The organism is Herbaspirillum sp. VT-16-41 (genome assembly GCF_001994935.1).
GTDB classification, from domain to species: Bacteria; Pseudomonadota; Gammaproteobacteria; order Burkholderiales; family Burkholderiaceae_D; genus Herbaspirillum; species Herbaspirillum frisingense.
Genome location: NZ_MUXB01000019.1, coordinates 25,546 through 50,362 on the forward strand (window position 1 = coordinate 25,546; position 24,817 = coordinate 50,362).

Below are 24,817 nucleotides of genomic sequence, written 5' to 3' on the forward strand. Positions count from 1 at the left end.
GAAAGTTGTTCGCCGCTCGAATCTAAGCAGGCAATTTTCCGAAGTTAGCGATATTTGCCTAGAAAATATTTCAAGATAGCGTCATACAACATCTCTTTATTGAAAGCGAACCTATGTCCTTGACCGATTTCAGTTCCAACGCCGCCTACCCTGCCCTGCGCATGCGCCGCATGCGTCGCGATGCCTTCTCGCGCGCGCTGATGGCCGAAAACGTCATCACCAGCGCCGACCTGATCTATCCGGTATTCGTGCAGGAAGGTCAGAACCTGCGCACCCCCGTGGCCTCGCTGCCGGGCGTGGAACGCCTGTCGCTGGATGCGCTGCTGCCGGTGGCCGAAGAATGCGTGAAGCTGGGCGTGCCGGTGCTGGCGCTGTTCCCGGTGATCGATCCGGCCCTGAAGACGCCCGATGGCATCGAAGCCACCAACCCGGATGGCCTGGTCCCGCGTGTGGTGCGAGCGCTGAAAGAGCGCTTCCCCGAACTGGGCGTGCTGTGCGACGTGGCGCTGGACCCCTACACCAGCCACGGCCAGGACGGCGTGCTGGATGAGACCGGCTACATCCTCAACGATGAAACCCTCGCGCTGCTGGTCAGGCAGGCGCAAACCCAGGCCGATGCCGGCGTGGACGTGGTCGCCCCTTCGGACATGATGGACGGCCGCATCGCCGCCATCCGCGCCATGCTGGAAGCCAAGGGCCACATCTACACCCGCATCATGGCCTACTCGGCCAAGTATGCCTCGGCCTTCTACGGCCCCTTCCGCGATGCAGTCGGCTCGGCCGCCAACCTGGGCAAGGGCAGCAAGGCCACCTATCAGATGGACCCGGCCAACAGCGACGAGGCCCTGCGCGAAGTGGCGCTGGACCTCAAGGAAGGCGCCGACATGGTGATGGTCAAGCCGGGCATGCCTTACCTGGACATCGTGCGCCGCGTGAAGGACGAATTCCGCGTGCCCACCTTCGCCTACCAGGTCAGCGGCGAATACGCGATGATCAAGGCCGCCGCCCAGAACGGCTGGCTGGATCACGACAAGACCATGATGGAAGCCATGATGGCCTTCAAGCGCGCCGGTGCCGATGGCGTGCTGACCTACTTCGCGCTGGACATCGCGCGCAAGCTCAAGCAGGGCTGATCCTCGGCACCCACTGGCTGCGCTGATGGCAGACGATCTCGACCTCTTCACCCGTCACCGGCCGCGCCTGTTCGGCGTGGCCTACCGCATGCTGGCCTCGCGCAGCGACGCCGAAGACGTGCTGCAGGACGCCTGGCTGCGCTGGCATGCCCAGGACCGGCAGCAACTGGAATCGGCCGAGGCCTGGCTGGTGACGGTGGTGACGCGGCTGTGCATCGATCGCCTGCGCCAGCTGCAGCAGGAGCGCCAGCACTACGTCGGCCACTGGCTGCCGGAACCCCTGGTGGACCTGGCCGAACCGGCTGCCGAGATCGACCTGTACGGCCAGGCCAGCCTGGCGCCTTCGCCGGAGGCGCTGCTGGAGCAGCATAGCGACGTATCCTTTGCCTACCTGTTGCTGCTGGAACGCCTCAAACCCGAGGAGCGCGCCGCCTTCCTGCTGCGCGAAGTATTCGACAACGACTACCCCGACATCGCCGCCATCCTGCAGAAATCCGAAGCCAGCTGTCGCCAGCTGGTGCACCGCGCCCGCGAACGCCTGTCGCGCCATGACGCCAAATCGGCCGGCGCGCCGGGCAGCGTGACCCCGCGCACCACCCAGCGTGCAGCCTCCAGCCCGGTCACCCGCGAAACCCATGCCCTGTTGCTGGAAAAGTTCATGCAAGCGGTCCAGAGCGGCCAGCGCGACGCCATGCTGGGCCTGCTGGCCGAGGATGCCCGCCTGATCGGCGACGGCGGTGGCAAGGTCGCTTCCTTCCCCCATCCGCTGGCCGGCGCCGAGCGCATCTCCTGGCTGTACTACGCCAACCTGCGCCGCTTCGGCGAGCGCATCGCCTATCGTGCAGCCTCGGTCAACGGCACGCCGGGCCTGCTGCGCTACGTCGATGGCACGCTGGAATCGGCCCAGGTGCTGGAAACCGAGGGTGGGCGCATTCGCGAGATCTACGTGGTCCGCAATCCGGACAAGCTGGCGGCCATTGCCCGTCAGCAGCTGGACCCGGCCTGAAGATTATTTCGCTTCTTTTTTCCGAAAACTGTCACAAGACGACACCCCGCTCCGTCTAGTGGAGGAACACCGGCGATTCGCGCCGCTGTCACCTCACCCATTGATGGAGAATTGTCATGTCCGACTTCAAGCAACGTCTGCCCCACGCCAAGCTCGCCGCTCCCGCCTTCAACGCCCTGCTCAAGGCTAGCGAAGCGGTGCACCAGAGCGGGGTCGATCCCAAGCTGCTGGAACTGGTATTCCTGCGCGTCTCCCAACTCAACGGTTGCGCCTTCTGCGCCGACATGCACTCGCATGACCTGCTCAAGAATGGCGAAGACCAGCAGCGCCTCAACACCCTGGCCGCCTGGCGCGAAATCCCCTTCTTCACCGAACAGGAGCGCGCCGCGCTGAACTGGGCCGAACGCTTCACCTATCTGCACCAGCAGGATGGCGAGAAGGACGATGCCGCATTCGCCCTGCTGCAACAGCACTTCAGCGAGGCCGAGATCGCCAACCTGACCTTCGCAGTGGCCATCATCAACGCCTGGAACCGCCTGGGCGTGGCCATGCGTCCGCAGGTACCGCGCCGCGCCTGAGAACGCAGCGTCCGGACGAAAAAAAACGCACCCCGGTCACCCGGGATGCGTAGAACATGGTCCGATCCACATCAGACTTTCTGCTCAAAAAGGGGCGGGCGGCGCACTCACGGGCGGCGCCCTGCTGGGCGTTTCAATATCGGCGCTGGCTTACTTCCAGAGCGCGCACTTGGATTCGGCCTTGGTCATGTAGGCCTGCTCGCCGGGAATGGTCTGCACCAGCTTGTAATAATCCCAGGGGCGCTTGGATTCTGAAGGTTTCTTCACCTCCATCAGATACATGTCATGCACCATGCGGCCGTCCGGACGCACCACGCCATTGCTGGTGAAGAAATCGTTGATGCGGTTCTTGCGCAGGTAATCCATGACCTGGTCCGGATCGGTGCTGCCCACCGCTTTCACCGCCTTCAGATACTGGCCCACGGCCGAGGCATCACCAGCCTGGAACATGGACGGCATCTTCTTCATCTTCATGAAGTAGCGATTGGCCCAGGCGCGGCTCTGGTCGTTGAGGTCCCAGTACCAGCCATCGGTGAGGTACATCCCTTGCGTGAGCTGCAGGCCCAGCGAGTGGGTATCGTTGATGAAGATCAGGAGCCCCGCCAGCTTCATGGTCTTGTTCACGCCGAATTCATTGGCCGCCTTGATGGCATTGATGACGTCGCCACCGGCCACCGCCAGCCCGAGGATCTGGGCCTTGGAGGATTGCGCCTGCAGCAGGAAGGACGAGAAATCCGAGGTCGCCAGCGGGACCCGGGTGGCGCCCACGACATTGCCACCATTGCTCTTGACGACATCGCTGGTGTCTTTTTCCAGCGAGGTGCCGAAGGCATAGTCGGCCGTCAGGAAGTACCAGGACTTGCCGCCCTGACGGGTGATGGCTGCCCCCGTGCCGCGCGCCAGGGCCGTGGTGTCGTAGGCGTACTGGATGGTGTAGGCATTGCATTCCTCGTTGGTCTGGCGCGTGGTGCCGGCGCCGACCGAGATGAAGACCTTCTTCTTTTCGCCCGCCACCTTGCCCATGGCCAGGCTGGCCGCCGAGTTCACGCCACCGACCAGCATGTCCACGCCGTCGCGGTCGAACCACTCACGCGCCTTGTTGGCGGCGATGTCGGCCTTGTTCTGGTGGTCGGCAAAGACCAGTTCCACTTTCTTGCCGTTGATGGTGCCGCCGGCATCGGCGATGGCCATGCGGATCGCCTCGACGCCGCCCTGGCCGTCGAAGTCGGCATAAGTGCCGGACATGTCGGTGATGAAGCCGATCTTGATGGTGTCGCCCGCCGCGTGGGCGGAAGGGATGGTCGCTGCGCCGAACAGCGCGCAGACGGTAGCAGACAGCGCAGCGCGCTGGATGGATTTCATCATGAGTCTCCTCCTCTTGGGGTCTTGGGATATTGTTGTTGCGACCCCGCAATCGAGTGCGGGGAAGGTGGAACAGGACCGACGACAAGGCGCCGGTCCGGGTGCTGCAACGTGCTGGATCAGGCGACGGTGGCGCGGGTCTGCTCGCCATCGACCAGGCGCATCAGGCCCAGCGGGTTGGCGTTCTGCAGCGGTGCCGGCAGCATCGCGTCGGGGTAGTTCTGGTAGCACACCGGACGCAGGAAGCGCTCGATGGCCAGCGTACCGACCGAGGTGCCACGGGCGTCCGAGGTGGCCGGATAGGGGCCACCGTGAACCATCGCATCACACACCTCGACACCGGTCGGGAAGCCGTTGAGCAGCAGGCGGCCGGCCTTCTGTTCCAGGATCGCGATCAGGTCCTGGTTGCCTTGCAGATCACCGATCTCGGCTTGCAGGGTGGCGGTCAGCTGGCCGTTCATCTTGGCGGCGAAGTCCAGCAGTTGTTCGCGGCTTTCCAGTTCGACAATGACGGTGGAGGGGCCGAAGACTTCTTCTTCCAGCGGTGCTTCCTTGGAGAACAGCAGCGCGGCGTCAGCCTTGAACAGATGCGGCACGGCCTGGGTGTAGCTGGTGCCTCCGGTGGCGATCACCTTCACGCCCGGCAACTGGGTCAGGCGGGCAACACCGCCGTTGTAGTGGGTCAGGCCGCCGCTGTTGAGCATGGTGGCCGGATTGCTGCCGCCGAAGGCCGCCGACAGCTTTTCGATGAAGGCGGTCAGCTCGGGCGAACGCACACCCAGCAGCAGGCCCGGGCTGGTGCACAGCTGGCCCACGCCGACCGTGACCGAACCGGCCAGGTCCTTGGCAATGGCGTCACCGCGCACCTTCAGCGCTTCCGACATCAGGATGATGGGGTTGATGCTGGACATCTCGGCAAACACCGGAATCGGTTGCGGACGGGCAGCCGCCATGTCGCACAGGGCACGGCCGCCACGCAGCGAGCCGGTGAAGCCGACTGCCTGGATGCCGGCGCTCTTGACCAGCTGGGCGCCCACACGGTCGCCATAGACCATGTTGAAGGTGCCGGCCGGCATACCGGTCTTCTTGACGGCGCGCTCGATGGCATCGGCCACCAGTTCGGAGGTCACCAGGTGGCCGCTGTGGGCCTTGAAGACCACCGGGCAGCCTGCTGCCAGGGCGGCGGCGGTATCACCACCGGCCACCGAGAAGGCCAGCGGGAAGTTGCTGGCGCCGAACACGGCCACCGGACCCACGCCGATCTTGTATTGGCGGATGTCCGGACGCGGCAGCGGTTGGCGCTGCGGCAGGGCGGTATCGATGCGCGCACCGTAGAAGTCGCCACGGCGCAGGACCTTGGCGAACAGGCGCATCTGGCCGCTGGTGCGGGCGCGTTCACCGGCCAGGCGCGGAGTGGCCGGCAGGGCGGTTTCACGGGCCACGGCGGCGAGGAAATCCTCACCCAGGGCATCGATCTCGTCGGCGATGGCTTCCAGGAACTGGGCGCGCTGTTGCGAGGTGGTGGCGCGGTACAGGGGATAGGCCTTCTCGGCCGCATCCACGGCGGCGGCCACTTCGTTTTCGGTGGCGGTCAGGAAGGGGGTCTCGAAGAGCGCGCCGGTGGTCGCGTCCACGCTATGCAGGGCGACGTCGCCCTGACCGCTGCGCTGGCCGCCGATGTAGTTGTGTCCAAGGATCTTGTAGCTCACGATGTGCTCCTGCTGGTTTCGTTGATGCCGCCCGGGTTCGGGTCAGGCATGAGAGCCGCGCCCGCGCAATGCGGGAGCAGCTGAGGGGGACTTGCAGGACAGGCCGGCCGTGGCCGCTGCCCTGCGCCGGTCATTGTCCGCCATCACATGGATTGCTGCAGCATCTGCAGGTAATCCTGTTCCGAGGCCTCGCGCGGGTTGGTCTTGTGGCTGTGATCGGCCAGCGCGCCCTTGATGATCTGCGGGAACATGGACTCGCTCACGCCCAGTTCACCCAGGCCGGCCGGCAAGCCCAGGCGACGGCTCATATCGCGGATCGCCGGGCCGATCTCGGCACCGCTGGCCAGGCCCATGGCATGGGCCATGCGCGCCATCTTGTTGTCCTTGACCATGGTCGGCGCGCTTTCGTTGAAGGCGATGATGGCCGGCAGGAAGATGGCATTGAGGGTGCCGTGGTGCAGCTTGGGATTGATGCCGCCCAGCGAGTGCGACAGGCTGTGTACGCAACCCAGGCCCTTCTGGAAGGCCATGGCGCCCTGCATCGAGGCACTCATCATGTTGAGTCGTGCTTCGCGGTCGCCCGGCTCACGGGTGGCGCGTTCGATATGCGCCCAGGCGCGCCACAGGCCATCCAGCGCGATGCCATCGGCAGGCGGATTGAAGGACGGCGCCATGAAGGTTTCCAGGCAGTGGGCGATGGCGTCCATGCCGGTGGCGGCGGTCATCAGCGGCGGCAGGCCCAGCGTCAGCTCGGGGTCGCAGATGGCCAGCCGGGGCACCAGGTAGGGCGAGATGATGCCGACCTTGCGGCCGTCGTCCAGGATCAGGATGGCGCCACGGCCGACTTCGCTGCCGGTACCGGCGGTGGTCGGAATGGCGATCACCGGCGCGGTCCGGGCGGTGATGTTGGACAGGCCGCCTTCGATCAGCGCGAACGACTTCAGCGGTCCCTCATGCGTACCGCAGACCGCCACGCCCTTGGCCAGGTCGATGGAAGAGCCGCCACCCACGGCCACGATACCGTCGCAGCCCTGCTCGCGGAACAGCGCCACAGCCGCACGTACGGCACCTTCGTTGGGGTTGGGCGGGGTCTGGTCGTAGACCACGGCCGCACTGCCTTCCTTGAGCTGCGCCAGGACCTTGTCCAGCAGACCGGCATTGCGGATGCCCATGTCGGTGACCACCAGCGGCTTCTTGATGCCGATGCGATCGCATTCCTGCTGCAGCAGCGCCAGTGCGCCGTAGTCGAACTGGACCTGGGTGATGTAGTTGATGAGTGCCATTAGGGTACCGTTAGGTGCAATTAAGCTTCGAATCAAGCTGCGATTACATAGCCATGATTCATAGATGTCGCCAGCCAGGCCGCGGTCTGGAAGGTGTCGACGCCGTCCTGCGAGCCCGACCTTTTCCCTCTGCGACCTGCTTTTGAAAGCGAAACTCTAAGCCATCGCCCGGCCCTTGGCTAATGAGAGCTGTTGATATGGGTATAACCAAAGCTCATACTGGAGGCCTATTCGAGGATTAACGCCATGCACAACACCCTGCCCTCCCTGGCCTCCATCACCTCCCGCCTGCACCTGCGCCAGTTAAGGCTTCTGATTGCCCTGTCCGACCACGGCTCGCTGCTCAAGGCGGCCGAGCAGGTGGCCCTGACCCAACCGGGCGCCAGCAAGGCGCTGCAGGAGATCGAAAGCACCCTGGGCGTGCAACTGTTCACCCGCACCAACCGCGGGCTGGAACCCACCGAGCTGGGCCATTGCGTGATCCGCTATGCAAGGCTGATCCAGACCGACCTGACCCACCTGCGGGAGGAGATGCTGTCGATCATGCAAGGTCACGGCGGCCGGCTGGCAGTGGGGACCATCATGGGAGCAGTGCCGCTATTGACCGATGCGCTGACGCGCCTGCTGGAGAGCCATCCCTCGTTGTCGGTGGAGATCGTGGAAGACACCAGTGCCCGATTGCTGCGCCTGCTCGACCAGGGCCGGCTGGATCTGGCGATCTGCCGCACCAGCATCAGCCAGCGCCCGGACCTGTATGACGCCTTCAACATCCATGACGAACAACTGGCGGTGGTGGCCAGTGTGCAGCATCCCCTGGCCGGAGCATCCAGTCTGCAACTGGCGGACCTGGCCGATTCGCGATGGGTGGTGTATTCGGCCAACATGCCGATGCGGCTCACGCTGGAGCGGGAATTCCACGACGCCGACCTGCGCTTCCCGCTGCACCTGATGGAAACCACCTCGGCCTTCACCACGCTGTCGCTGCTGCAGAAGAATCCGCATTTCGTGGCCCTGCTGTCGGTGGACGTGGCGCAGTTCTGCACACGTTTCGGCATGACGCGCATCCTGCCGCTGCAATTGCATACCCGCAGCGAACCCTACCAGCTCGTGACACGGCACGGCACCATGCTCTCCCCGGTGGCACGGCTGTTCATCGACGACTTTGCGCGCACGGTGGCGCCGCAAGAGTGAGCCCGGCCCGCCTGGCGCGCCAAACAAAAAGCGCTCCCGCAGGAGCGCTTTTCTCTGGTCCGGCTGACCGCTTGCCGGATTACTTGTTCGGTTGCGGGGTAATACGCAGGTAAGGGCGCGGCGACTTGTAGCCCTTGGGATATTTCTGCTTGATGACTTCCTCATCCTTGACCGACAGCGGGATGATGACGTCGTCGCCGTCCTTCCAGTTACCCGGGGTGGCCACGGTGTAGCCATCGGTCAGTTGCAGGGCATCGATGACGCGCAGCACTTCGTCGAAGTTGCGGCCGGTGCTCATCGGGTAGGTGATGATGAGGCGCACTTTCTTCTTGGGATCGATGACGAACAGCGAACGCACCGTGGCCGTTTCGGACTGGTTGGGGTGGATCATGTCGTAAAGACCGGCGACCTTCTTGTCGACGTCGGCCACTATGGGGAAGCCGACCACGGTCTGCTGGGTTTCCTCGATGTCCTTGATCCACTGGTTGTGGGCCTCGGCACCGTCCACCGACAGGGCGATGGCCTTGACGTTGCGCTTGTCGAATTCGGGCTTGAGCTTGGCCGTCAGGCCCAGCTCGGTGGTGCAGACCGGCGTGAAGTCGGCCGGGTGGGAGAACAGCACGACCCAGGAATCACCGGCCCAGTCGTGGAATTTGATCTTGCCGATCGAGGATTCTTGCTCGAAATCCGGTGCAGTATCGCCCAGGCGCAGCGTCATGGTGGTCTCCTTGGATGAACGGTTGAAAACAGAAAGGCTGACTATAACGCGATGCCCGCGTCAGGCCAACGACTATAAAGTGGTATCCAAATAACGCAGCGCAATGGTTTCTACAGGTTTTGCAGCGTGGACATGAACTTGTCTGCATCCTGGTAACCGATCACGCGGCGTTGTACCAGTTCGCGTCCATCCGCATCGAAAAACATGATCCCGGGCGGGCCGAAGAGATTGAAGCGCTTGAGCATGGCGCGGTCATCGGCATTGTTGGCGGTCACATCGATCTGCAGCAGCAACATCTGGCCGAAGCGTTCCTTCACGCGCTGGTCACTGAAGGTGAAGCGTTCCATTTCCTTGCAGGAGACGCACCAGTCGGCGTAGAAGTCCAGCATCACCGGACGGCGCTCACCGGCGGCATTCTGCTGCAGGGCCGCGTCCAGCTCGGCGCTGGAACGGATGCGCACGAAGTCCGTGCCGGCCACCGCGGTACCCTGCGCGCGCAGATGCGACAGCGGCGCCAATGGGTCGCGACCACCGGTCACCACGCTGACCAGTTGCAGCAGACCCAATGTGACCACTGCCAGGCCGAGTCCACGTGCGATCCAGCCTGCCGGGCGGGACCACAGCAGGAAGGCGCCATAGCCGATGCCCAGCATCGCCCAGCCCGCCATCTGCAGCCAGGACGGGATCACCGGCGAGACCATCCACAGCGCCGTACCCAGCATGAGCACGCCAAAGAAGCGCTTGACTGCATCCATCCAGGCGCCTGCGCGCGGGAGCAGTGCACCTGCAGACGCACCGATGAGCAGCAGCGGTACGCTCATGCCGGCGGCCATCGCAAACAGGGCGCTACCGCCCAGCACCACGTTGCCGGTCTGGCTGATGTAGAGAAGTGCCCCGGCCAGCGGCGCGGCCACGCACGGGCCGACGATCAGCGCCGAGATCGCGCCCATCAGGAACACCCCCAGCCATTTGCCGCTGCCATTGCCCGAGGCCGAGGACAGGCGGGATTGCACGGAGGCCGGCACCTGCAGCGTGTAGACGTCGAACATCGACAGGGCCAGTACCGCCATCAGCAGCGCAAAGCCGGCCAGCATCCACGGGTTTTGCAGATAGGCCGACAAGCCCTCGCCCAGCATCCCAGCCGCCACGCCCAGCGCGGTATAGACCAAGGCCATACCAAGCGAGTAGGCGACCGACATCAGGAAGCTGCGAGCGCGGCCACCGCCGGCGGCAGTCTGCTGGCCGACGATGATCGAGGACAGGATGGGCAGCATCGGCAGCACGCAAGGCGTGAAGGAGAGTCCAATACCCAGCACGAAGAACAGCGACAGGATGCTCCACAGCTTGCCGCTCTTCAGTACGGCGGCAATTCCGTCGATATCGCTGCCGCCGGTGGCCTGCATCGCATCACCGCCGCCCGCGCCCACGCTCTGGCCGGTCGCCTGGGGCGACATGGTCAGCTTGAGCGTCATCGGTGGATAACATAGCCCCTTGTCGGCGCAACCTTGAGACACCGCCACCACGGTAAATCTGTCCACAGCGCCGCTGACCGGCATGCGGGCCGTCACCGATTGGTGATAGGTCTCCACTTCCTTCTGGAAGTTGTCGTCATATTTGCGCTTGCCGGGGGGAAATTGTGGCTCGCCCAGCGTCGCGCCCTCGGCGCTGAAATGGAAGCGGTCGCGGTACATGTAATAGCCATCGGCGATGCGATAGCTCAATTCCAGGGTCCCGGCATCGACCATGCGTCCGCTGAGCTGGAAGGCCTGCTCCGGCGGAAGATAATCTTCGGCGGCATGCGCCACGATCGTGGACAGCGTGGCCACCAGCATCAGCAGACACTGCAGGGAGAGCAGCCACAAGCGCTGCAGGCGCCGGCCAATCCGGTGGCGCGTCATCATGAGATTCAACGGAGTTCCTTGTGTGCTTTACAGGCGTAATGGCCGGGCGGTTTCATCCTGCATCCAGGCGAGGTAGGCCGGAAGACCTGCCGTGAGCGGCAAGGCGATGATCTCCGGCACATCATAGGGATGCAACTGCAGGATGGTCCGCTCCAGCTCCTGGTAGCGCGCCTGCGTGGTCTTGATCAGCAAGGGGATTTCGCTCTCACGCTGCATCTTGCCTTGCCAGCGATAGACCGAGCTCACCGGCGCCAGGATATTGACGCAGGCTGCCAGCCCTGGTTCCACCAGGGCTGTGGCGATCTTTTCGGCCAGCGCCTGATCCGGCACATTGGCCAGGACCAGAAGCGGTTGGTTCAACAGGGACGAGGTCATGTCAGCATCTCCTTGCACATGCCGTATTCAACCACAGACTGCGCCGGCGCGCCGCCATGCAAGCTCAGGACATGCCGTGGAAAAGGGCCGCCAAAAACAAAAAAAGCCAGGCTGAGCCTGGCTTTTCTGCAGAGACGGACAAGCGAGTGAATTACTCAGCGGTCGGGGCATCAGCGGCGTCGCTGACTTCCGGACGGTCCACCAGCTCGACGAAGGCCATCGGTGCGTTGTCGCCTTGGCGGAAGCCCATCTTCAGGATGCGCAGGTAGCCGCCGTTACGGGCAGCGTAGCGCGGGCCCAGTTCAGAGAACAGCTTGCCGACGATTTCGCGATCGCGCAGGCGGTTGAAGGCCAGACGCTTGTTGGCCAAGGTGTCGGTCTTGCCCAGGGTCAGGATCGGCTCGACGACGCGGCGCAGTTCCTTGGCCTTCGGCAGGGTGGTCTTGATGGCTTCATGACGCAGCAGGGAGACAGTCATGTTGCGCAGCATGGCCAGACGGTGGGACGAAGTACGATTCAGTTTGCGGAGACCGTGACGGTGACGCATGGTAATTTCCTTTCAGGTTACAGTTTTGATCCAGTTCTTCTATCGGCAGGCCAGCTTCGCTGTCCGGACCGCGGACCGGTAAATGACGGATAAAAGTATTGCTACGGGTACGACGGGTGCGACAGATACAGCGTCTTGCCAGCCTGGCCGGCGGGATGGTGCTCCACGCCAGCCAGGCAGCAGGAATTACTTCTCCAGACCGGCCGGCGGCCAGTTTTCCAGCTTCATGCCCAGGGTCAGGCCGCGCGAAGCCAGGACTTCCTTGATTTCGTTCAACGACTTGCGACCCAGGTTCGGGGTCTTCAGCAGTTCGTTTTCGCTGCGCTGGATCAGATCGCCGATGTAGTAGATGTTCTCGGCCTTCAGGCAGTTTGCGGAACGAACGGTCAGTTCCAGGTCGTCCACCGGACGCAGCAGGATAGGATCGACCTGCGGTGCGCGCGACGGTGCTTCTGCAGTCGCTTCGGTGCCTTCCAGGGCAGCGAACACGTTCAGTTGATCAACCAGCACGCGAGCCGATTGGCGGATCGCTTCTTCCGGAGTGATGACGCCGTTGGTCTCGATGTTCATGACCAGCTTGTCCAGGTCGGTACGCTGTTCCACACGTGCGGATTCCACAGCGTAGGACACGCGACGCACCGGCGAGAAGGACGCGTCCAGGATGATGCGACCGATGGTCTTGTTGGTGTCTTCGGACAGGCGACGCACGTTGCCCGGCACGTAGCCACGGCCCTTTTCGACCTTGATCTGCATGTCCAGCTTGCCGCCACCGGTCAGGTTGGCGATGATGTGATCCGGGTTGATCAGTTCGACGTCGTGCGGCAGATCGATATCGGAAGCCAGGACGGCGCCTTCGCCTTCCTTCTTCAGGGTCAGGGTGACTTCGTCACGGTTGTGCAGCTTGAAGACCACGCCCTTCAGGTTCAGCAGGATATCCACGACGTCTTCCTGCACGCCGTCCAGCGAGGAGTACTCGTGCACGACACCGGCGATGGTGACTTCGGTGGGAGCGTAACCGCTCATGGTCGACAGCAGCACGCGACGCAGCGCGTTGCCCAGGGTGTGACCATAACCGCGCTCGAACGGCTCCATCACGACCTTGGCGTGACCGGGAGCCAGTGTTTCCACTTCGATGATGCGGGGCTTCAACAAACTGTTTTGCATGAATTGTCCTTTTCAATACCCTCGGCTCGTTACACCGATAAGGCTGATGGCAGTTCGGAAAAATGCCCACCATGAGGTGGGCACAGAGGTACAGCGGTACGGCGGATTAACGCGAGTACAGTTCGACGATCAGCGATTCGTTGACGTCGGCAGCGATTTCGCTACGGTCCGGAGCGGACTTGAAGGTACCTTCCAGCTTCTTCGAATCCACGGAAACCCACTGCGGGAAACCGTTCGATTCGGCCAGCGACAGGGCTTCGGCGATACGCACTTGCTTCTTGGCCTTTTCGCGGATGGCGACGACGTCACCAGCCTTGACCGAGTAGGAAGCGATGTTCACGACTTGACCGTTCACGGTCAGGGCCTTGTGGGACACCAGCTGACGCGCTTCAGCGCGGGTCGAGCCGAAGCCCATGCGGTAGACGACGTTGTCCAGGCGCGATTCCAGCAGCTTCAGCAGGGTTTCGCCGGTGTTGCCCTTGCGGCGGTCGGCTTCAGCGAAGTAGCGGCGGAACTGACGCTCGAGGACGCCGTACATGCGCTTGACCTTCTGCTTTTCACGCAGCTGGTTGCCGTAGTCGGAAGTGCGGGCGCCGGAGGTGCGGCCGTGTTGACCTGGCTTGGAATCCAGCTTGCACTTGGAATCCAGCGAGCGGCGTGCGCTCTTCAGGAACAGGTCGGTGCCTTCGCGGCGGGAGAGTTTTGCTTTGGGTCCGATGTAACGTGCCACGGTATTTCCTTTATCAATGACGTCCCAGACTGCCGGACGCTAGTCTGACCTGCATGCGGTCAGACGGTGGTCTTAAGAACAAAACCCGCCAAGGCGATTGGCGGGTGATTTCCAGCGCTTTCACCTGAAGCCAGGCGAAAGCGCAAGATTATACTACAACTTAGATGCGACGGCGCTTCGGCGGACGGCAACCGTTGTGCGGGACCGGGGTCACGTCCTGGATCTGGGTGATCTTGATACCCAGGTTGTTCAGAGCGCGCACTGCGGATTCACGGCCCGGGCCAGGGCCCTTGATACGCACTTCCAGGTTCTTGATGCCGCATTCGATCGCGACCTTGCCGGCGCTTTCAGCGGCGACCTGGGCGGCGAACGGAGTCGACTTGCGCGAACCCTTAAAGCCAGCACCACCCGAGGTCGCCCACGACAGGGCGTTGCCCTGACGGTCGGTGATCGTGATGATGGTGTTGTTGAACGAAGCGTGAACGTGCGCGATGCCTTCAGCAACGTTCTTCTTAACTTTCTTACGAACACGCGATGCTGCTGCGTTGTTGGGGGACTTTGCCATAATTTCTTCCTTGAATCCGACCAGTGCTTGCGCCTGCCGGGATTATTTCTTCAGCGATTGAGCGGCCTTGCGCGGACCCTTGCGAGTACGGGCGTTGGTGCGGGTGCGTTGACCACGAACCGGCAGGCCACGACGGTGACGCAGACCGCGGTAGCAACCCAGGTCCATCAAACGCTTGATGTTCATGGACAACTCACGGCGCAGATCGCCTTCCACGACGAACTTGGCGATTTCGTCACGCAGCTTTTCCAGCTCGTTATCGTCCAGGTCCTTGACCTTCTTGTTGGTCGGAACGCCGGTAGCAGCGCAAATGTCTTGTGCGCGCGGACGGCCAATACCATAGATGGCGGTCAGGCCGATTACGGTGTGCTGATGGTTGGGGATGTTGACCCCTGCAATACGTGCCATTCGTTATTCCTCGATCAATAACGTTAAGTTAACCCTGGCGCTGCTTGTGACGGGGTTCGGTGCAGATCACACGAACGACGCCATTGCGCTTGATGATTTTGCAGTTGCGGCAGATCCGCTTGACTGATGCGAGCACTTTCATTGTGGCCCTCTTTCTTTCAATGTTTCACTGTTACTTGGTTCGGAACACGATACGTGCCCGGCTCAAATCGTAAGGCGTCAGTTCCACCGTTACCTTATCACCAGGCAGGATACGGATGTAATTCATGCGCATCTTGCCGGAAATATGGCCGAGTACAACGTGACCGTTTTCCAACTTAACCCTGAATGTCGCGTTGGGCAGATTTTCAAGAATCTCGCCCTGCATCTGAATAACGTCGTCTTTTGCCATTCCGTGTCTTCTTCCTCTGGGGCATGAGGCCGCTTATCGCGGTGTCATGCCACCCTTGAAATTAGCTTTGCGGAGCAACGATTCATACTGCTGAGACATCACATAGTTCTGCACTTGGGCCATGAAATCCATCGTCACGACCACAATGATCAGCAGCGATGTGCCACCGAAATAGAACGGTACCTTCCAGCGTGCGATCAGGAACTCTGGCAACAGGCACACCAGAGTGATGTACACGGCGCCGGCCAGGGTCAGGCGCATCAGGATCTTGTCGATATAACGCGCCGTCTGATCACCCGGACGGATACCCGGAACAAACGCACCACTCTTCTTCAGGTTGTCTGCCGTTTCCTTGCTGTTGAACACCAGTGCGGTGTAGAAGAAGCAGAAGAAGACGATAGCCACCGCATACAGCAAGGCATGGATCGGTTCGCCTGGTGCCATCGATGCCGCCAGATCCTTCAGGAAACGAATGAAGGGATTTGACGAATCACCCGATGTGAACCAGCTGGTGATCGTGGCCGGGAACAGGATGATCGACGATGCAAAGATCGGCGGGATCACGCCAGCCATGTTCAGCTTCAGCGGCAGGTGGCTGCTTTGACCACCGTATATCTTGTTGCCGACCTGACGCTTCGCATAGTTCACCAGGATCTTGCGCTGGCCACGTTCGATGAAGACCACCAGGAACGTCACCAGAGCCACGATCACGCAGATCAGGATCGCCGACAGGGCATTCATCGAACCGGTACGAACCAGCTCGAACAAGCCACCCAGAGCATTCGGCAGGCCTGCTGCAATACCCGCGAAGATGATGATCGAGATGCCATTGCCCAGACCCCGTTCGGTGATCTGTTCGCCCAGCCACATCAGGAACATCGTGCCGGTGATGAGCGTCACCACCGTGGTCATACGGAAGGCCAGACCCGGATCCAGCACCAGGCCGGCTTGCGATTCCAGCGCCACCGCAATGCCCAGCGCCTGGAAGGTCGCCAGCACCAGGGTGCCGTAACGGGTGTACTGCGTGATCTTGCGACGACCGGCTTCACCCTCTTTCTTCAATGCTTCCAGCTGCGGCGAAACCACCGACAGCAGCTGCATGATGATCGATGCCGAGATATACGGCATGATCCCCAGTGCGAAGATCGTAAAGCGCGACAGGGCACCACCGGAAAACATGTTGAACATGCCCAGAATGCCGCCCTGATTCTGCTTGAACAGCTGCGCCAACTGCGTCGGATCAATACCCGGAACCGGGATATGTGCACCGATGCGATAAACGATCAACGCTCCCAGCAGGAACCACAAACGCCCCCAGGGGAAGCCTTTTGCGGCACCTTTCGCTAATTGAGGAGTAGTTGCCAATTAATGCTCCGGGACCGGATCACTCAGCGATGGAACCACCGGCTGCTTCGATAGCGGCCTTGGCACCAGCAGTTGCGATCAGACCCTTGACGGTTACCTTCTTGGTCAGTTCGCCAGCCTTGATGATACGCACGACACGAGCCAGTTCCGACACCAGGCCGGCTTGCTTCAGTGCCAGCACGTCGATCTCGGCGACGGGCAGCTTTTCCAGGTCGGACAGGCGCACTTCAGCCTTGTAAGGCGTAGCCAGCGACTTGAAACCGCGCTTGGGCAGACGACGTTGCAGGGGCATCTGGCCGCCTTCGAAGCCGACCTTGTGGAAACCGCCCGAACGCGACTTCTGACCCTTGTGACCGCGACCTGCGGTCTTGCCCAGGCCAGAGCCGATACCACGACCGACGCGACGCTTAGCGTGCTTCGCGCCTTCTGCGGGTTGGATAGTGTTTAATTGCATGATTCGCTCCGTTCGCAAGCTGACGCTTACGACACCACTTTCACAAGATAGGACACTTTGTTGATCATGCCACGCACCGACGGGGTGTCTTCCAGTTCGGACACCGAGTTGACGCGACGCAGACCCAGACCGCGCACGGTTGCGCGGTGGTCCTGACGAGTACCGATCAGACCCTTGACCAGCTTGACTTTGATTGTGTTAGCCATCTCGATCACCTTAGCCCAGGATTTCTTCGACCGACTTGCCGCGCTTGGCAGCAATTTCAGCCGGAGTGTTCATCTTCGACAGACCGTCCAGGGTGGCACGGACCATGTTGTAGGGGTTGGTCGAACCGGTCGACTTGGCCACCACGTTGGTCACGCCCATCACCTCGAAGATCGCGCGCATCGGACCACCGGCGATGACGCCAGTACCGTCCTTGGCCGGCGAGATCATCACCGACGAAGCGCCGTGCTTGCCGATGACGGTGTGCTGCACGGTACCGTTCTTCAGGGTGACCTTGATCAGCTTGCGACGTGCTTCTTCCATTGCCTTCTGCACGGCGACGGGCACTTCCTTGGACTTGCCCTTGCCCATGCCGATGCGGCCATCGCCGTCACCAACCACTGCCAGCGCTGCGAAACCCATGATGCGGCCACCCTTCACCACCTTGGTGACGCGGTTGACTGCGATCATCTTTTCGCGCATGCCGTCATCAGGCTTGTCGCTTTGCGTTTTCGATTGCATTTTTGCCATGATCGATAATCCTTAGAACTTCAGGCCGGCTTCACGCGCAGCCTCAGCCAGCGCCTTGACGCGACCGTGATAACGGAAACCGGAGCGGTCGAATGCGACTTCAGTCACACCGGCCTTCAGAGCCTTCTCTGCAACGCGCTTGCCGATCAGGGCGGCAGCGGCGGCATTGCCACCCTTGCCGGATTGACCAGCCAGCTCGGCGCGGACTTCTGCTTCCAGGGTGGAAGCGGAGGCCAGCACGTTGGCGTCGGGGCCGATGACGCTGGCGTAGATGTGCGTGTTGGTACGGTGCACAGCCAGACGATTCACCTTCAGTTCTGCGATCTTGGCGCGAGTCTGAGTCGCACGGCGCAGGCGAGATTGTTTCTTGTCCATCGTCAACCCCTATTACTTCTTCTTGGTTTCTTTGAGCGTCACCACTTCGTCAGCGTAGCGCACACCCTTGCCCTTATAGGGTTCGGGTTCGCGGTACGCGCGAATTTCAGCGGCGACCTGGCCAACCACCTGGCGATCGATACCCTTGATCAGGATTTCGGTCTGGGTCGGGGTCTCAACCTTGATGCCGGCAGGCATCTGGTGAACGATGGGGTGCGAGAAGCCCAGCGACAGGTTCAGCTTGTCGCCTTGTGCTTGTGCACGGAAACCCACGCCGACCAGGTTCAGCTTCTTTTCGAAGCCCTTGGTGACGCCGTTGACCATGTTGTTGACCAGAGCACGCAAGGTGCCCGACATCGCGTTGGCTTCGCGGCTGTCATCAGCCACTTCGAAGCTCAGCGAGCCATTGTTGTTGACCACCTTGACCTTCTTGGTCAGCGGTTGGGTCAAGGAGCCCAGCGGGCCCTTGACGGTGATTTGCTCTGCAGTGATGGTCGCTTCCGCGCCACTCGGCAGTGCAACAGGCATTTTACCTACACGAGACATCTTGCACTCCTTAGGCCACGTAGCAAATCACTTCGCCACCGACACCGGTTGCGCGTGCTTTGCGATCAGTCATCACGCCGCGCGGGGTGGACACAATCGCCACACCCAGGCCATTCATGACGTTCGGAATATCATCCTTGCCCTTGTAGATGCGCAGACCCGGACGGGACACGCGCTCCAGGCGCTCGATGACCGGACGGCCAGCGTAATACTTCAAACCGATTTTCAATTCAGCCTTGCCATCTGCGGCAACCACGGCGAAATCTTCGATATAACCCTCGTCCTTGAGGACGTTGGCAATGGCAACCTTCACCTTGGAAGACGGCATGACGACGGTGGTCTTGTTCACGCCTTGTGCATTGCGGATACGGGTCAGCATATCGGCGATAGGATCGCTCATACTCATTGCTTCTTCTCCTATTACCAGCTAGCTTTGGTCAAACCCGGGATTTCGCCGCGCATGGCGATTTCACGGACCTTGATACGGCCCAGTCCGAACTTGCGGAAAGTACCACGGGGACGGCCAGTCAGCGCGCAACGGTTACGTTGGCGGGTCGGAGCCGAGTTACGGGGCAGCGCCTGCAGCTTCAGACGTGCTTCGTAACGCTCTTCATCCGACTTCGATTGGTCGTCGATAATAGCCTTCAACTCGGCGCGCTTGGCAGCATACTTCTTCACCATTTCTGCGCGCTTCTGTTCACGGTTAATCAGTGCCAGTTTTGCCATGGCATCCTCAGTTTCTGAACGGGAATTTAAATGCGGCGAGAAGCGCCTTCGCTTCGTCGTCGGTCTTTGCAGTCGTGGTGATGCTGATGTTCATGCCACGCAGTGCATCGATCTTGTCGTACTCGATTTCGGGGAAGATGATCTGCTCTTTCACACCGATGTTGTAGTTGCCACGACCGTCGAACGCACGACCCGACACACCACGGAAGTCACGCACGCGCGGCAGGGCCACGGTGATCAGACGATCCAGGAATTCGTACATGCGGGCGCCACGCAGGGTCACCATGCAACCGATCGGATAGCCTTCGCGGATCTTGAAACCTGCGATAGCCTTGCGAGCCTTGGTCACCACCGGCTTCTGGCCAGCGATCTTGGTCAGATCGCCAACGGCGTGCTCGATGATCTTCTTGTCCGCAACTGCTTCCGACAGACCCATGTTCAGGGTGATCTTCAGGATGCGCGGAACTTCCATCACCGACTTGTACGAATACTTCGTAGTCAGATCGGCGACGACCTTATCTTTATAAAACTGTTGAAGACGTGCCATGATGTTTAAACCTTAACGACTTCGCCGTTGGACTTGTAAGCGCGGACCTTCTTGCCGTCCACTTCCTTGTAAGCCACACGATCTGCCTTGCCGGTCGCAGCGTTGAACAACGCGACGTTCGACACATGAATTGGCATCAGCTTATCGACGATGCCGCCAGTTGCACCAGTCATCGGATTGGGACGGGTCGCCTTCTTTGCGACATTCACGCCTTCCACGACGACATAATCGGCGCTGACGCGAGCGGTCACGACACCGCGCTTGCCCTTGTCTTTGCCGGTCAACACGATGACTTCATCGTTTTTACGAATCTTTGCCATGACCACTCCTTACAGAACTTCAGGTGCCAGGGAGACGATCTTCATGAAGCGCTCTGTACGCAGCTCACGAGTCACCGGCCCAAAGATACGGGTGCCGATGGGCTCCAGCTTTGCGTTCAGCAGGACGGCAGCATTACCATCGAACTTGACCAGCGAACCATCCTGACGACGCACGCCCTTGGCGGTGCGAACGACGACAGCGTTATAAATTTCACCCTTCTTGACGCGACCACGCGGTGCTGCGCTCTTGACAGTAACCTTGATCACATCGCCAATGCCCGCATAGCGGCGCTTGGAACCACCCAAGACCTTGATGCACAGAACTTCGCGCGCACCAGTGTTGTCGGCCACTTCGAGCCGGCTTTCAGTTTGAATCATGATATTTTCTTTCCCAACTTAATCCGCTTCGCACGATGCGCTGGCGGTCAGTCTTGGTCCTGTTAGCAAGCGAACTCGCTAGTTAGGGGACGAATAGAGCTACTCTTGAGCCTCTCTTTGCAGGCTTATGCTTACAAAGAAAGAGCTCGATATTATGGCAGCATAATATCGAGCACGCAAGTACTACATTTACTACTTAGACGATTTGTGCTTCCTGCACCACACGGGTCACAGTCCACGACTTCGTCTTGGAGATCGGACGGCTTTCGGTGATTTCCACCACATCGCCGGCCTTCGCCGAGTTTTGCTCATCATGCGCATGGTACTTCTTGGTGCGCTTGATGATCTTGCCGTACAGCGGGTGCTTCATTTGACGCTCGATTTCGACAGTGACGGTCTTGTCCATCTTGTCCGACACAACTTTGCCAATCAGCGTGCGCTTGAGCGCTTGTTTCACTTGATCGTTCATTGTTGGCCATCCTTCGAGTTGATCACAGTTTTCACACGTGCGATGTCGCGACGTACCTTCTTCAGCTGTGCGGTATTGTTCAGTTGCTGGGTCGCAATTTGCATGCGCAGGCTGAACTGGGCCTTCAACAGCTCGCCCAGTTCCTTTTCCAGCCCTGCCTTGTCCTTACCGCGGAGTTCCGATGCTTTCATGTTCCGCTCCTAATTATTGACCGACTTGGCGAACAACGAAAGTCGTCGCAAGCGGCAATTTGGCAGCAGCCAAACGGAACGCCTCGCGAGCCAGGGTTTCGTCCACACCGTCCATCTCGTACAGTACCTTACCCGGCTGGATTTCAGCCACGTAGTACTCCGGATTGCCCTTACCGTTACCCATACGCACTTCAGCAGGCTTCTGGGAGATTGGCTTGTCCGGGAAAACGCGGATCCAGATACGACCACCGCGCTTGATGTGACGGGTCATCGCGCGACGAGCAGCTTCGATCTGACGAGCAGTGATACGGCCGCGGCCGACTGCCTTCAGACCAAAATCGCCGAACGAGACGGCGGTTCCGCGGGTGTGCGAAATGCCGGTGTTACGACCTTTTTGTTCTTTACGATATTTTCTACGTGCTGGTTGCAGCATGATTATTCTCCTGCTTTCTCAGCCGACACACCGGCATCGGCAGCTTGAGGACGACCACCGCCACGCTTTGCACCGGCGCCAGGAGCACCAGTCTTGGAGCGGGGACGTGCACCCGGCTTGCCGTCGTCACGACGAGGACCACGACGCTTCTTGTCGTCTTCCGGTTCACCGACCAGCACCGGCGCTTCGCCGTTTGCCAGGCGATCGCCCTTGTAGACCCACACCTTCACACCGATGATGCCGTAGGTGGTTTCAGCTTCGCCGAAGCCATAGTCGATATCGGCGCGCAGGGTGTGCAGGGGCACACGGCCTTCACGGTACCATTCGGTACGTGCGATTTCGATGCCGTTCAGACGACCCGACGACATGATCTTGATGCCTTGGGCGCCCAGACGCATGGCGTTCTGCATCGCACGCTTCATGGCGCGACGGAACATGATGCGCTTTTCCAGCTGCTGGCAGATCGAGTCAGCGATCAGCTGAGCATCGGCTTCCGGCTTGCGGATTTCTTCGATGTTGACGTGCACGGGCACGCCCATCAGCTTGGCCAGTGCCGACTTCAGCACTTCGATGTCTTCACCCTTCTTGCCAATCACAACGCCCGGACGGGAGCTGTAAATGGTGATGCGGGCATTCTTGGCCGGACGCTCGATGACCACACGGCCGACCGAGGCGTTCTTCAGCTTCTTCTTCAGGTAAGCACGGACCTTCAGGTCCTCGTTGAGCATGTCGGCAAAGTTGTTGTTGCCTGCATACCAACGCGAGCCCCAGTTACGTGTAACCGCCAGACGGAAACCGGTTGGATGAATCTTCTGTCCCATCGTGACTCCTTAGTTTCCGACGGTCACGTAGATGTGACACGACTGCTTGGAAATACGATCACCACGGCCCTTTGCACGCGCTGTGAAGCGCTTCAGGACCGCACCCTTTTCCACATAAATGGTCTTGACTTTCAGCTCGTCAATGTCGGCACCATCGTTGTGCTCGGCGTTCGCGATTGCGGACTCCAGAACCTTCTTGATGATGACCGCGCCCTTCTTGGGGCTGAAGGCCAAGATATTCAGTGCCTGATCAACTTTTTTACCGCGGATCAGGTCTGCAACCAGGCGGCCTTTCTGGGCCGACAGGTGCACACCGCGCAGAGTAGCTTTAGTTTCCATCATAGGACCTTATTTCTTAGCCTTCTTATCGGCAGCGTGACCCTTGAAAGTACGGGTCAGCGCGAATTCGCCGAGCTTGTGACCAACCATGTTTTCCGACACATAGACAGGCACGTGTGCCTTGCCGTTGTGCACGGCGATGGTCAGACCGATGAAGTCGGGCATGATGGTCGAACGACGCGACCAGGTCTTGATCGGCTTCTTGTCCTTGGTAGCCTGGGCAGCCTCAACCTTTTTCACCAGGTGGGCGTCGCAGAAAGGACCTTTTTTCAATGAACGTGTCATGTTTTATCCTTTATTTCTTGCCGCGACGCGAGACAATCATCGAAGTCGTACGCTTGTTGCTACGAGTCTTCTTGCCCTTGGTCTGCTGGCCCCACGGCGAAACCGGGTGACGGCCAGCGGCGGTCTTGCCTTCACCACCACCGTGCGGGTGATCCACCGGGTTCATGACAACGCCACGAACGGTCGGACGCACACCGCGCCAACGGGTTGCACCGGCCTTACCGATCTTGCGCAGGTTGTGCTCGCCGTTACCGACTTCACCGATGGTGGCGCGGCATTCGATGTGAACGCGACGCACTTCACCGGAGCGCAGGCGAACCTGAGCGTAGGTACCTTCGCGTGCCATCAGCACGACAGCGGCACCGGCGGTACGGGCGATTTGAGCACCCTTGCCCGGCAGCATTTCCACGCAGTGGATGGTGGTACCGACTGGGATGTTGCGGATCGGCAGGGTGTTGCCCGACTTGATCGGAGCTTCAGAACCGCTGATCAGCTGATCGCCAACCGACACGCCCTTGGGAGCGATGATGTACTTGCGCTCGCCGTCCGCGTAGCACAGCAGTGCGATGTGCGCGGTACGGTTCGGGTCGTATTCGATACGCTCGACCTTGGCAGGAATGCCATCCTTGTTGCGACGGAAGTCGACAACACGGTAGTGCTGCTTGTGACCACCGCCGATGTGGCGGGTGGTGATGTGACCGTTGTTGTTACGGCCGGCGGTCTTGGACTTCTTTTCGACCAGCGATGCCAGCGGACGGCCCTTGTACAGGTCGGGATTGACGACCTTGACCATGCCGCGCCGACCGGGCGAGGTCGGCTTCACTTTTACGAGTGCCATTATTTAGCCTCCTCGGTGAAGTTGATTTCTTGACCCGGCTTCAGGCTGACGAAAGCACGGCGGGTGTGGTTGCGGCGGCCCATACCGTTGCGCGAGCGCTTCTGCTTGCCCTGACGGTTGGCGACTTGCACCGATTCCACTTCCACCTTGAACAGCAGTTCGACGGCGGCCTTGACTTCCAGCTTGGTAGCATCCTTGGCGACCAGGAAGACGACTTGCTCGTTCTTCTCGGCGACGAAAGTTGCCTTTTCGGAGATCACCGGTGCCAGCAGCACCTTCATCAGGCGCTCTTCGCTATGTTTCACGATTGCGTTCATGCCAGCAACTCCTCAATCTTTGCCAGAGCCGGCTTGGTGATCAAGACATTCTTGAAGTACACCAGCGACACGGGATCAGCTTGACGCGGCTCGACCACCAGCACGCCCGGCAGATTGCGCGAGGCCAGCAGCAGCTTTTCGTCCAGGCTGTCGGTAATAACCAGCACCGATTCCATGCCCATGCCCTTCAGCTTTTGGGCCAGCAGCTTGGTCTTCGGGGCTTCGACGGCGAATTCTTCCACGACCGACAGGCGGCCTTCACGTGCCAACTGGGACAGGATCGAGCAGACACCTGCGCGATACATCTTCTTGTTGACCTTGTGGGTGAAGTTTTCGTCAGGCGAGTTCGGGAAGATACGACCACCACCGCGCCACAGAGGCGACGAGGACATACCGGCACGTGCACGGCCAGTACCCTTTTGACGCCACGGCTTCTTGGTGGTGTGGCTGACTTCTTCACGATCCTTTTGCTTGCGATTGCCGCTACGAGCGTTAGCTTGGTAGGCAACCACGACCTGGTGGATCAGGGCTTCGTTGTAGTCACGACCGAAAATGGTATCCGGTGCAGCGACGTTCGAAGCAGCTTGACCTTGGTCATTCAGGAGCTTCAGTTCCAT

37 protein-coding genes are annotated in these 24,817 nt (G+C 60.6%); 4 read left to right on the forward strand and 33 right to left on the reverse strand.

Translation table 11 applies throughout. The annotated features are described in order from the left end of the window. The first annotated feature begins 113 nt into the window (after positions 1–113). From hemB to BTM36_RS01500, 3 genes are all read left to right on the forward strand, one after another. Positions 114–1,133, forward strand: a complete 1,020-nt coding sequence (hemB, locus tag BTM36_RS01490; protein ID WP_077234954.1) for a porphobilinogen synthase — start codon at positions 114–116, stop codon at positions 1,131–1,133. 25 nt (positions 1,134–1,158) lie between these two features. After that, positions 1,159–2,139, forward strand: a complete 981-nt coding sequence (gene sigJ, locus BTM36_RS01495) for an RNA polymerase sigma factor SigJ (protein ID WP_077234955.1) — start codon at positions 1,159–1,161, stop codon at positions 2,137–2,139. A 116-nt stretch (positions 2,140–2,255) separates the two neighbouring features. Beyond that, entirely contained in the window at positions 2,256–2,717 is a 462-nt protein-coding gene (locus BTM36_RS01500) for a carboxymuconolactone decarboxylase family protein (RefSeq protein WP_006464900.1), read from the forward strand. Between the two features lie 150 nt (positions 2,718–2,867). On the opposite strand, the gene BTM36_RS01505 is transcribed toward BTM36_RS01500, so the two are convergent. The 3 genes from BTM36_RS01505 to BTM36_RS01515 all read right to left on the reverse strand — a co-directional run bounded on the left by BTM36_RS01505 (position 2,868) and on the right by BTM36_RS01515 (position 7,071). Continuing rightward, positions 2,868–4,082 carry an ABC transporter substrate-binding protein gene (locus BTM36_RS01505; RefSeq protein WP_006464901.1) on the reverse strand — a complete coding sequence of 405 codons (1,215 nt, stop codon included), beginning with the start codon at positions 4,080–4,082 and terminating at the stop codon, positions 2,868–2,870. A 116-nt stretch (positions 4,083–4,198) separates the two neighbouring features. Continuing rightward, complete coding sequence (locus BTM36_RS01510) at positions 4,199–5,788, reverse strand: aldehyde dehydrogenase (NADP(+)) (RefSeq protein ID WP_077234956.1); 1,590 nt, start codon at positions 5,786–5,788, stop codon at positions 4,199–4,201. A gap of 143 nt (positions 5,789–5,931) precedes the next feature. Continuing rightward, on the reverse strand, positions 5,932–7,071 hold the full coding sequence (locus BTM36_RS01515; RefSeq protein ID WP_077234957.1) for an iron-containing alcohol dehydrogenase: 1,140 nt from the start codon (positions 7,069–7,071) through the stop codon (positions 5,932–5,934). A 246-nt stretch (positions 7,072–7,317) separates the two neighbouring features. Between BTM36_RS01515 and BTM36_RS01520 the strand changes: the two genes are divergently transcribed. Then, on the forward strand, positions 7,318–8,262 hold the full coding sequence (locus BTM36_RS01520) for a LysR family transcriptional regulator (RefSeq protein WP_006464904.1): 945 nt from the start codon (positions 7,318–7,320) through the stop codon (positions 8,260–8,262). 79 nt (positions 8,263–8,341) lie between these two features. On the opposite strand, the gene BTM36_RS01525 is transcribed toward BTM36_RS01520, so the two are convergent. The 30 genes from BTM36_RS01525 to rplD form a co-directional block, all read right to left on the reverse strand. Then, a complete protein-coding gene (locus BTM36_RS01525) occupies positions 8,342–8,980 on the reverse strand; it encodes a peroxiredoxin (protein WP_006464905.1) in 639 nt (212 codons plus the stop codon). Between the two features lie 110 nt (positions 8,981–9,090). Further along, complete coding sequence (gene dsbD / locus BTM36_RS01530; protein ID WP_139347018.1) at positions 9,091–10,881, reverse strand: protein-disulfide reductase DsbD; 1,791 nt, start codon at positions 10,879–10,881, stop codon at positions 9,091–9,093. Positions 10,882–10,908: 27 nt separating this feature from the next. Then, on the reverse strand, positions 10,909–11,256 hold the full coding sequence (cutA, locus tag BTM36_RS01535) for a divalent-cation tolerance protein CutA (protein WP_077234958.1): 348 nt from the start codon (positions 11,254–11,256) through the stop codon (positions 10,909–10,911). Between the two features lie 151 nt (positions 11,257–11,407). Next, a complete protein-coding gene (gene rplQ / locus BTM36_RS01540; protein WP_006464908.1) occupies positions 11,408–11,803 on the reverse strand; it encodes a 50S ribosomal protein L17 in 396 nt (131 codons plus the stop codon). Between the two features lie 186 nt (positions 11,804–11,989). Then, on the reverse strand, positions 11,990–12,967 hold the full coding sequence (gene rpoA, locus BTM36_RS01545; protein WP_077234959.1) for a DNA-directed RNA polymerase subunit alpha: 978 nt from the start codon (positions 12,965–12,967) through the stop codon (positions 11,990–11,992). A gap of 106 nt (positions 12,968–13,073) precedes the next feature. Continuing rightward, on the reverse strand, positions 13,074–13,697 hold the full coding sequence (rpsD, locus tag BTM36_RS01550) for a 30S ribosomal protein S4 (protein WP_006464910.1): 624 nt from the start codon (positions 13,695–13,697) through the stop codon (positions 13,074–13,076). 160 nt (positions 13,698–13,857) lie between these two features. Continuing rightward, complete coding sequence (rpsK, locus tag BTM36_RS01555; RefSeq protein ID WP_006464911.1) at positions 13,858–14,262, reverse strand: 30S ribosomal protein S11; 405 nt, start codon at positions 14,260–14,262, stop codon at positions 13,858–13,860. Between the two features lie 42 nt (positions 14,263–14,304). After that, a complete protein-coding gene (gene rpsM / locus BTM36_RS01560) occupies positions 14,305–14,670 on the reverse strand; it encodes a 30S ribosomal protein S13 (protein ID WP_006464912.1) in 366 nt (121 codons plus the stop codon). Positions 14,671–14,698: 28 nt separating this feature from the next. Beyond that, entirely contained in the window at positions 14,699–14,812 is a 114-nt protein-coding gene (gene rpmJ / locus BTM36_RS01565) for a 50S ribosomal protein L36 (RefSeq protein ID WP_006464913.1), read from the reverse strand. Between the two features lie 30 nt (positions 14,813–14,842). Further along, positions 14,843–15,061: a translation initiation factor IF-1 gene (gene infA / locus BTM36_RS01570; protein WP_005663428.1), complete on the reverse strand. Its 219-nt coding sequence runs from the start codon at positions 15,059–15,061 to the stop codon at positions 14,843–14,845. A gap of 33 nt (positions 15,062–15,094) precedes the next feature. Then, positions 15,095–16,426: a preprotein translocase subunit SecY gene (gene secY / locus BTM36_RS01575; protein ID WP_006464914.1), complete on the reverse strand. Its 1,332-nt coding sequence runs from the start codon at positions 16,424–16,426 to the stop codon at positions 15,095–15,097. A 19-nt stretch (positions 16,427–16,445) separates the two neighbouring features. After that, complete coding sequence (rplO, locus tag BTM36_RS01580) at positions 16,446–16,880, reverse strand: 50S ribosomal protein L15 (RefSeq protein ID WP_006464915.1); 435 nt, start codon at positions 16,878–16,880, stop codon at positions 16,446–16,448. Positions 16,881–16,906: 26 nt separating this feature from the next. Further along, the gene (rpmD, locus tag BTM36_RS01585) at positions 16,907–17,086 is read right to left on the reverse strand and encodes a 50S ribosomal protein L30 (RefSeq protein ID WP_006464916.1); all 180 of its coding nucleotides are present in this window, start codon (positions 17,084–17,086) and stop codon (positions 16,907–16,909) included. Between the two features lie 10 nt (positions 17,087–17,096). Beyond that, complete coding sequence (rpsE, locus tag BTM36_RS01590) at positions 17,097–17,615, reverse strand: 30S ribosomal protein S5 (RefSeq protein WP_006464917.1); 519 nt, start codon at positions 17,613–17,615, stop codon at positions 17,097–17,099. A 12-nt stretch (positions 17,616–17,627) separates the two neighbouring features. Continuing rightward, positions 17,628–17,990: a 50S ribosomal protein L18 gene (rplR, locus tag BTM36_RS01595; RefSeq protein WP_006464918.1), complete on the reverse strand. Its 363-nt coding sequence runs from the start codon at positions 17,988–17,990 to the stop codon at positions 17,628–17,630. A 12-nt stretch (positions 17,991–18,002) separates the two neighbouring features. Then, positions 18,003–18,536 carry a 50S ribosomal protein L6 gene (gene rplF, locus BTM36_RS01600; protein WP_006464919.1) on the reverse strand — a complete coding sequence of 178 codons (534 nt, stop codon included), beginning with the start codon at positions 18,534–18,536 and terminating at the stop codon, positions 18,003–18,005. A gap of 10 nt (positions 18,537–18,546) precedes the next feature. Continuing rightward, a complete protein-coding gene (gene rpsH / locus BTM36_RS01605) occupies positions 18,547–18,942 on the reverse strand; it encodes a 30S ribosomal protein S8 (RefSeq protein ID WP_006464920.1) in 396 nt (131 codons plus the stop codon). 14 nt (positions 18,943–18,956) lie between these two features. Beyond that, positions 18,957–19,262 carry a 30S ribosomal protein S14 gene (gene rpsN, locus BTM36_RS01610; protein ID WP_006464921.1) on the reverse strand — a complete coding sequence of 102 codons (306 nt, stop codon included), beginning with the start codon at positions 19,260–19,262 and terminating at the stop codon, positions 18,957–18,959. A 7-nt stretch (positions 19,263–19,269) separates the two neighbouring features. Further along, positions 19,270–19,809 (reverse strand): 50S ribosomal protein L5, encoded by a 540-nt coding sequence (rplE, locus tag BTM36_RS01615; protein ID WP_006464922.1) that lies wholly within the window; start codon positions 19,807–19,809, stop codon positions 19,270–19,272. A 5-nt stretch (positions 19,810–19,814) separates the two neighbouring features. Then, positions 19,815–20,129 carry a 50S ribosomal protein L24 gene (gene rplX, locus BTM36_RS01620; protein ID WP_006464923.1) on the reverse strand — a complete coding sequence of 105 codons (315 nt, stop codon included), beginning with the start codon at positions 20,127–20,129 and terminating at the stop codon, positions 19,815–19,817. A 9-nt stretch (positions 20,130–20,138) separates the two neighbouring features. After that, a complete protein-coding gene (gene rplN / locus BTM36_RS01625; RefSeq protein WP_006464924.1) occupies positions 20,139–20,507 on the reverse strand; it encodes a 50S ribosomal protein L14 in 369 nt (122 codons plus the stop codon). 196 nt (positions 20,508–20,703) lie between these two features. Continuing rightward, positions 20,704–20,976, reverse strand: a complete 273-nt coding sequence (gene rpsQ / locus BTM36_RS01630) for a 30S ribosomal protein S17 (RefSeq protein WP_006464925.1) — start codon at positions 20,974–20,976, stop codon at positions 20,704–20,706. Continuing rightward, positions 20,973–21,167, reverse strand: a complete 195-nt coding sequence (rpmC, locus tag BTM36_RS01635) for a 50S ribosomal protein L29 (RefSeq protein WP_006464926.1) — start codon at positions 21,165–21,167, stop codon at positions 20,973–20,975. Before rpmC ends, rpsQ begins: the two co-directional genes overlap by 4 nt. A gap of 13 nt (positions 21,168–21,180) precedes the next feature. Further along, positions 21,181–21,600 carry a 50S ribosomal protein L16 gene (gene rplP, locus BTM36_RS01640; protein ID WP_006464927.1) on the reverse strand — a complete coding sequence of 140 codons (420 nt, stop codon included), beginning with the start codon at positions 21,598–21,600 and terminating at the stop codon, positions 21,181–21,183. Between the two features lie 2 nt (positions 21,601–21,602). After that, positions 21,603–22,421: a 30S ribosomal protein S3 gene (gene rpsC / locus BTM36_RS01645; protein WP_006464928.1), complete on the reverse strand. Its 819-nt coding sequence runs from the start codon at positions 22,419–22,421 to the stop codon at positions 21,603–21,605. Positions 22,422–22,430: 9 nt separating this feature from the next. Beyond that, positions 22,431–22,763 (reverse strand): 50S ribosomal protein L22, encoded by a 333-nt coding sequence (gene rplV / locus BTM36_RS01650; RefSeq protein ID WP_008334132.1) that lies wholly within the window; start codon positions 22,761–22,763, stop codon positions 22,431–22,433. Positions 22,764–22,769: 6 nt separating this feature from the next. Then, on the reverse strand, positions 22,770–23,045 hold the full coding sequence (gene rpsS / locus BTM36_RS01655; protein WP_006464930.1) for a 30S ribosomal protein S19: 276 nt from the start codon (positions 23,043–23,045) through the stop codon (positions 22,770–22,772). 10 nt (positions 23,046–23,055) lie between these two features. Beyond that, positions 23,056–23,883 (reverse strand): 50S ribosomal protein L2, encoded by an 828-nt coding sequence (gene rplB / locus BTM36_RS01660; protein WP_006464931.1) that lies wholly within the window; start codon positions 23,881–23,883, stop codon positions 23,056–23,058. Then, the gene (gene rplW, locus BTM36_RS01665) at positions 23,883–24,200 is read right to left on the reverse strand and encodes a 50S ribosomal protein L23 (protein ID WP_006464932.1); all 318 of its coding nucleotides are present in this window, start codon (positions 24,198–24,200) and stop codon (positions 23,883–23,885) included. The genes rplB and rplW overlap by 1 nt, the downstream gene beginning before the upstream one ends. Continuing rightward, entirely contained in the window at positions 24,197–24,817 is a 621-nt protein-coding gene (gene rplD, locus BTM36_RS01670; RefSeq protein ID WP_006464933.1) for a 50S ribosomal protein L4, read from the reverse strand. Before rplD ends, rplW begins: the two co-directional genes overlap by 4 nt.

Coding starts and splice junctions, on each gene's coding strand:
- rpmJ (WP_006464913.1), bottom strand. CDS start 14,812: ATGAAAGTGCTCGCATCAGTCAAGCGGATCTGCCGCAACTGCAAAATC.
- rplE (WP_006464922.1), bottom strand. CDS start 19,809: ATGGCACGTCTTCAACAGTTTTATAAAGATAAGGTCGTCGCCGATCTG.
- BTM36_RS01515 (WP_077234957.1), bottom strand. CDS start 7,071: ATGGCACTCATCAACTACATCACCCAGGTCCAGTTCGACTACGGCGCA.
- sigJ (WP_077234955.1), top strand. CDS start 1,159: ATGGCAGACGATCTCGACCTCTTCACCCGTCACCGGCCGCGCCTGTTC.
- rplD (WP_006464933.1), bottom strand. CDS start 24,817: ATGGAACTGAAGCTCCTGAATGACCAAGGTCAAGCTGCTTCGAACGTC.
- BTM36_RS01525 (WP_006464905.1), bottom strand. CDS start 8,980: ATGACGCTGCGCCTGGGCGATACTGCACCGGATTTCGAGCAAGAATCC.
- rpsS (WP_006464930.1), bottom strand. CDS start 23,045: ATGACACGTTCATTGAAAAAAGGTCCTTTCTGCGACGCCCACCTGGTG.
- rpoA (WP_077234959.1), bottom strand. CDS start 12,967: ATGCAAAACAGTTTGTTGAAGCCCCGCATCATCGAAGTGGAAACACTG.
- rpmC (WP_006464926.1), bottom strand. CDS start 21,167: ATGAAAGCATCGGAACTCCGCGGTAAGGACAAGGCAGGGCTGGAAAAG.
- rplW (WP_006464932.1), bottom strand. CDS start 24,200: ATGAACGCAATCGTGAAACATAGCGAAGAGCGCCTGATGAAGGTGCTG.
- rplN (WP_006464924.1), bottom strand. CDS start 20,507: ATGATTCAAACTGAAAGCCGGCTCGAAGTGGCCGACAACACTGGTGCG.
- rpsN (WP_006464921.1), bottom strand. CDS start 19,262: ATGGCAAAACTGGCACTGATTAACCGTGAACAGAAGCGCGCAGAAATG.
- rplV (WP_008334132.1), bottom strand. CDS start 22,763: ATGATGGAAACTAAAGCTACTCTGCGCGGTGTGCACCTGTCGGCCCAG.
- rpsK (WP_006464911.1), bottom strand. CDS start 14,262: ATGGCAAAGTCCCCCAACAACGCAGCAGCATCGCGTGTTCGTAAGAAA.
- rpsC (WP_006464928.1), bottom strand. CDS start 22,421: ATGGGACAGAAGATTCATCCAACCGGTTTCCGTCTGGCGGTTACACGT.
- hemB (WP_077234954.1), top strand. CDS start 114: ATGTCCTTGACCGATTTCAGTTCCAACGCCGCCTACCCTGCCCTGCGC.
- rpsM (WP_006464912.1), bottom strand. CDS start 14,670: ATGGCACGTATTGCAGGGGTCAACATCCCCAACCATCAGCACACCGTA.
- rplP (WP_006464927.1), bottom strand. CDS start 21,600: ATGCTGCAACCAGCACGTAGAAAATATCGTAAAGAACAAAAAGGTCGT.
- rpmD (WP_006464916.1), bottom strand. CDS start 17,086: ATGGCTAACACAATCAAAGTCAAGCTGGTCAAGGGTCTGATCGGTACT.
- BTM36_RS01505 (WP_006464901.1), bottom strand. CDS start 4,082: ATGATGAAATCCATCCAGCGCGCTGCGCTGTCTGCTACCGTCTGCGCG.
- rplQ (WP_006464908.1), bottom strand. CDS start 11,803: ATGCGTCACCGTCACGGTCTCCGCAAACTGAATCGTACTTCGTCCCAC.
- rplX (WP_006464923.1), bottom strand. CDS start 20,129: ATGGCAAAGATTCGTAAAAACGATGAAGTCATCGTGTTGACCGGCAAA.
- rpsH (WP_006464920.1), bottom strand. CDS start 18,942: ATGAGTATGAGCGATCCTATCGCCGATATGCTGACCCGTATCCGCAAT.
- infA (WP_005663428.1), bottom strand. CDS start 15,061: ATGGCAAAAGACGACGTTATTCAGATGCAGGGCGAGATTCTTGAAAAT.
- rplO (WP_006464915.1), bottom strand. CDS start 16,880: ATGCAATTAAACACTATCCAACCCGCAGAAGGCGCGAAGCACGCTAAG.
- rplB (WP_006464931.1), bottom strand. CDS start 23,883: ATGGCACTCGTAAAAGTGAAGCCGACCTCGCCCGGTCGGCGCGGCATG.
- dsbD (WP_139347018.1), bottom strand. CDS start 10,881: ATGATGACGCGCCACCGGATTGGCCGGCGCCTGCAGCGCTTGTGGCTG.
- BTM36_RS01500 (WP_006464900.1), top strand. CDS start 2,256: ATGTCCGACTTCAAGCAACGTCTGCCCCACGCCAAGCTCGCCGCTCCC.
- BTM36_RS01520 (WP_006464904.1), top strand. CDS start 7,318: ATGCACAACACCCTGCCCTCCCTGGCCTCCATCACCTCCCGCCTGCAC.
- rplR (WP_006464918.1), bottom strand. CDS start 17,990: ATGGACAAGAAACAATCTCGCCTGCGCCGTGCGACTCAGACTCGCGCC.
- cutA (WP_077234958.1), bottom strand. CDS start 11,256: ATGACCTCGTCCCTGTTGAACCAACCGCTTCTGGTCCTGGCCAATGTG.
- rpsQ (WP_006464925.1), bottom strand. CDS start 20,976: ATGAACGATCAAGTGAAACAAGCGCTCAAGCGCACGCTGATTGGCAAA.
- rpsE (WP_006464917.1), bottom strand. CDS start 17,615: ATGGCAAAAATGCAATCGAAAACGCAAAGCGACAAGCCTGATGACGGC.
- rplF (WP_006464919.1), bottom strand. CDS start 18,536: ATGTCTCGTGTAGGTAAAATGCCTGTTGCACTGCCGAGTGGCGCGGAA.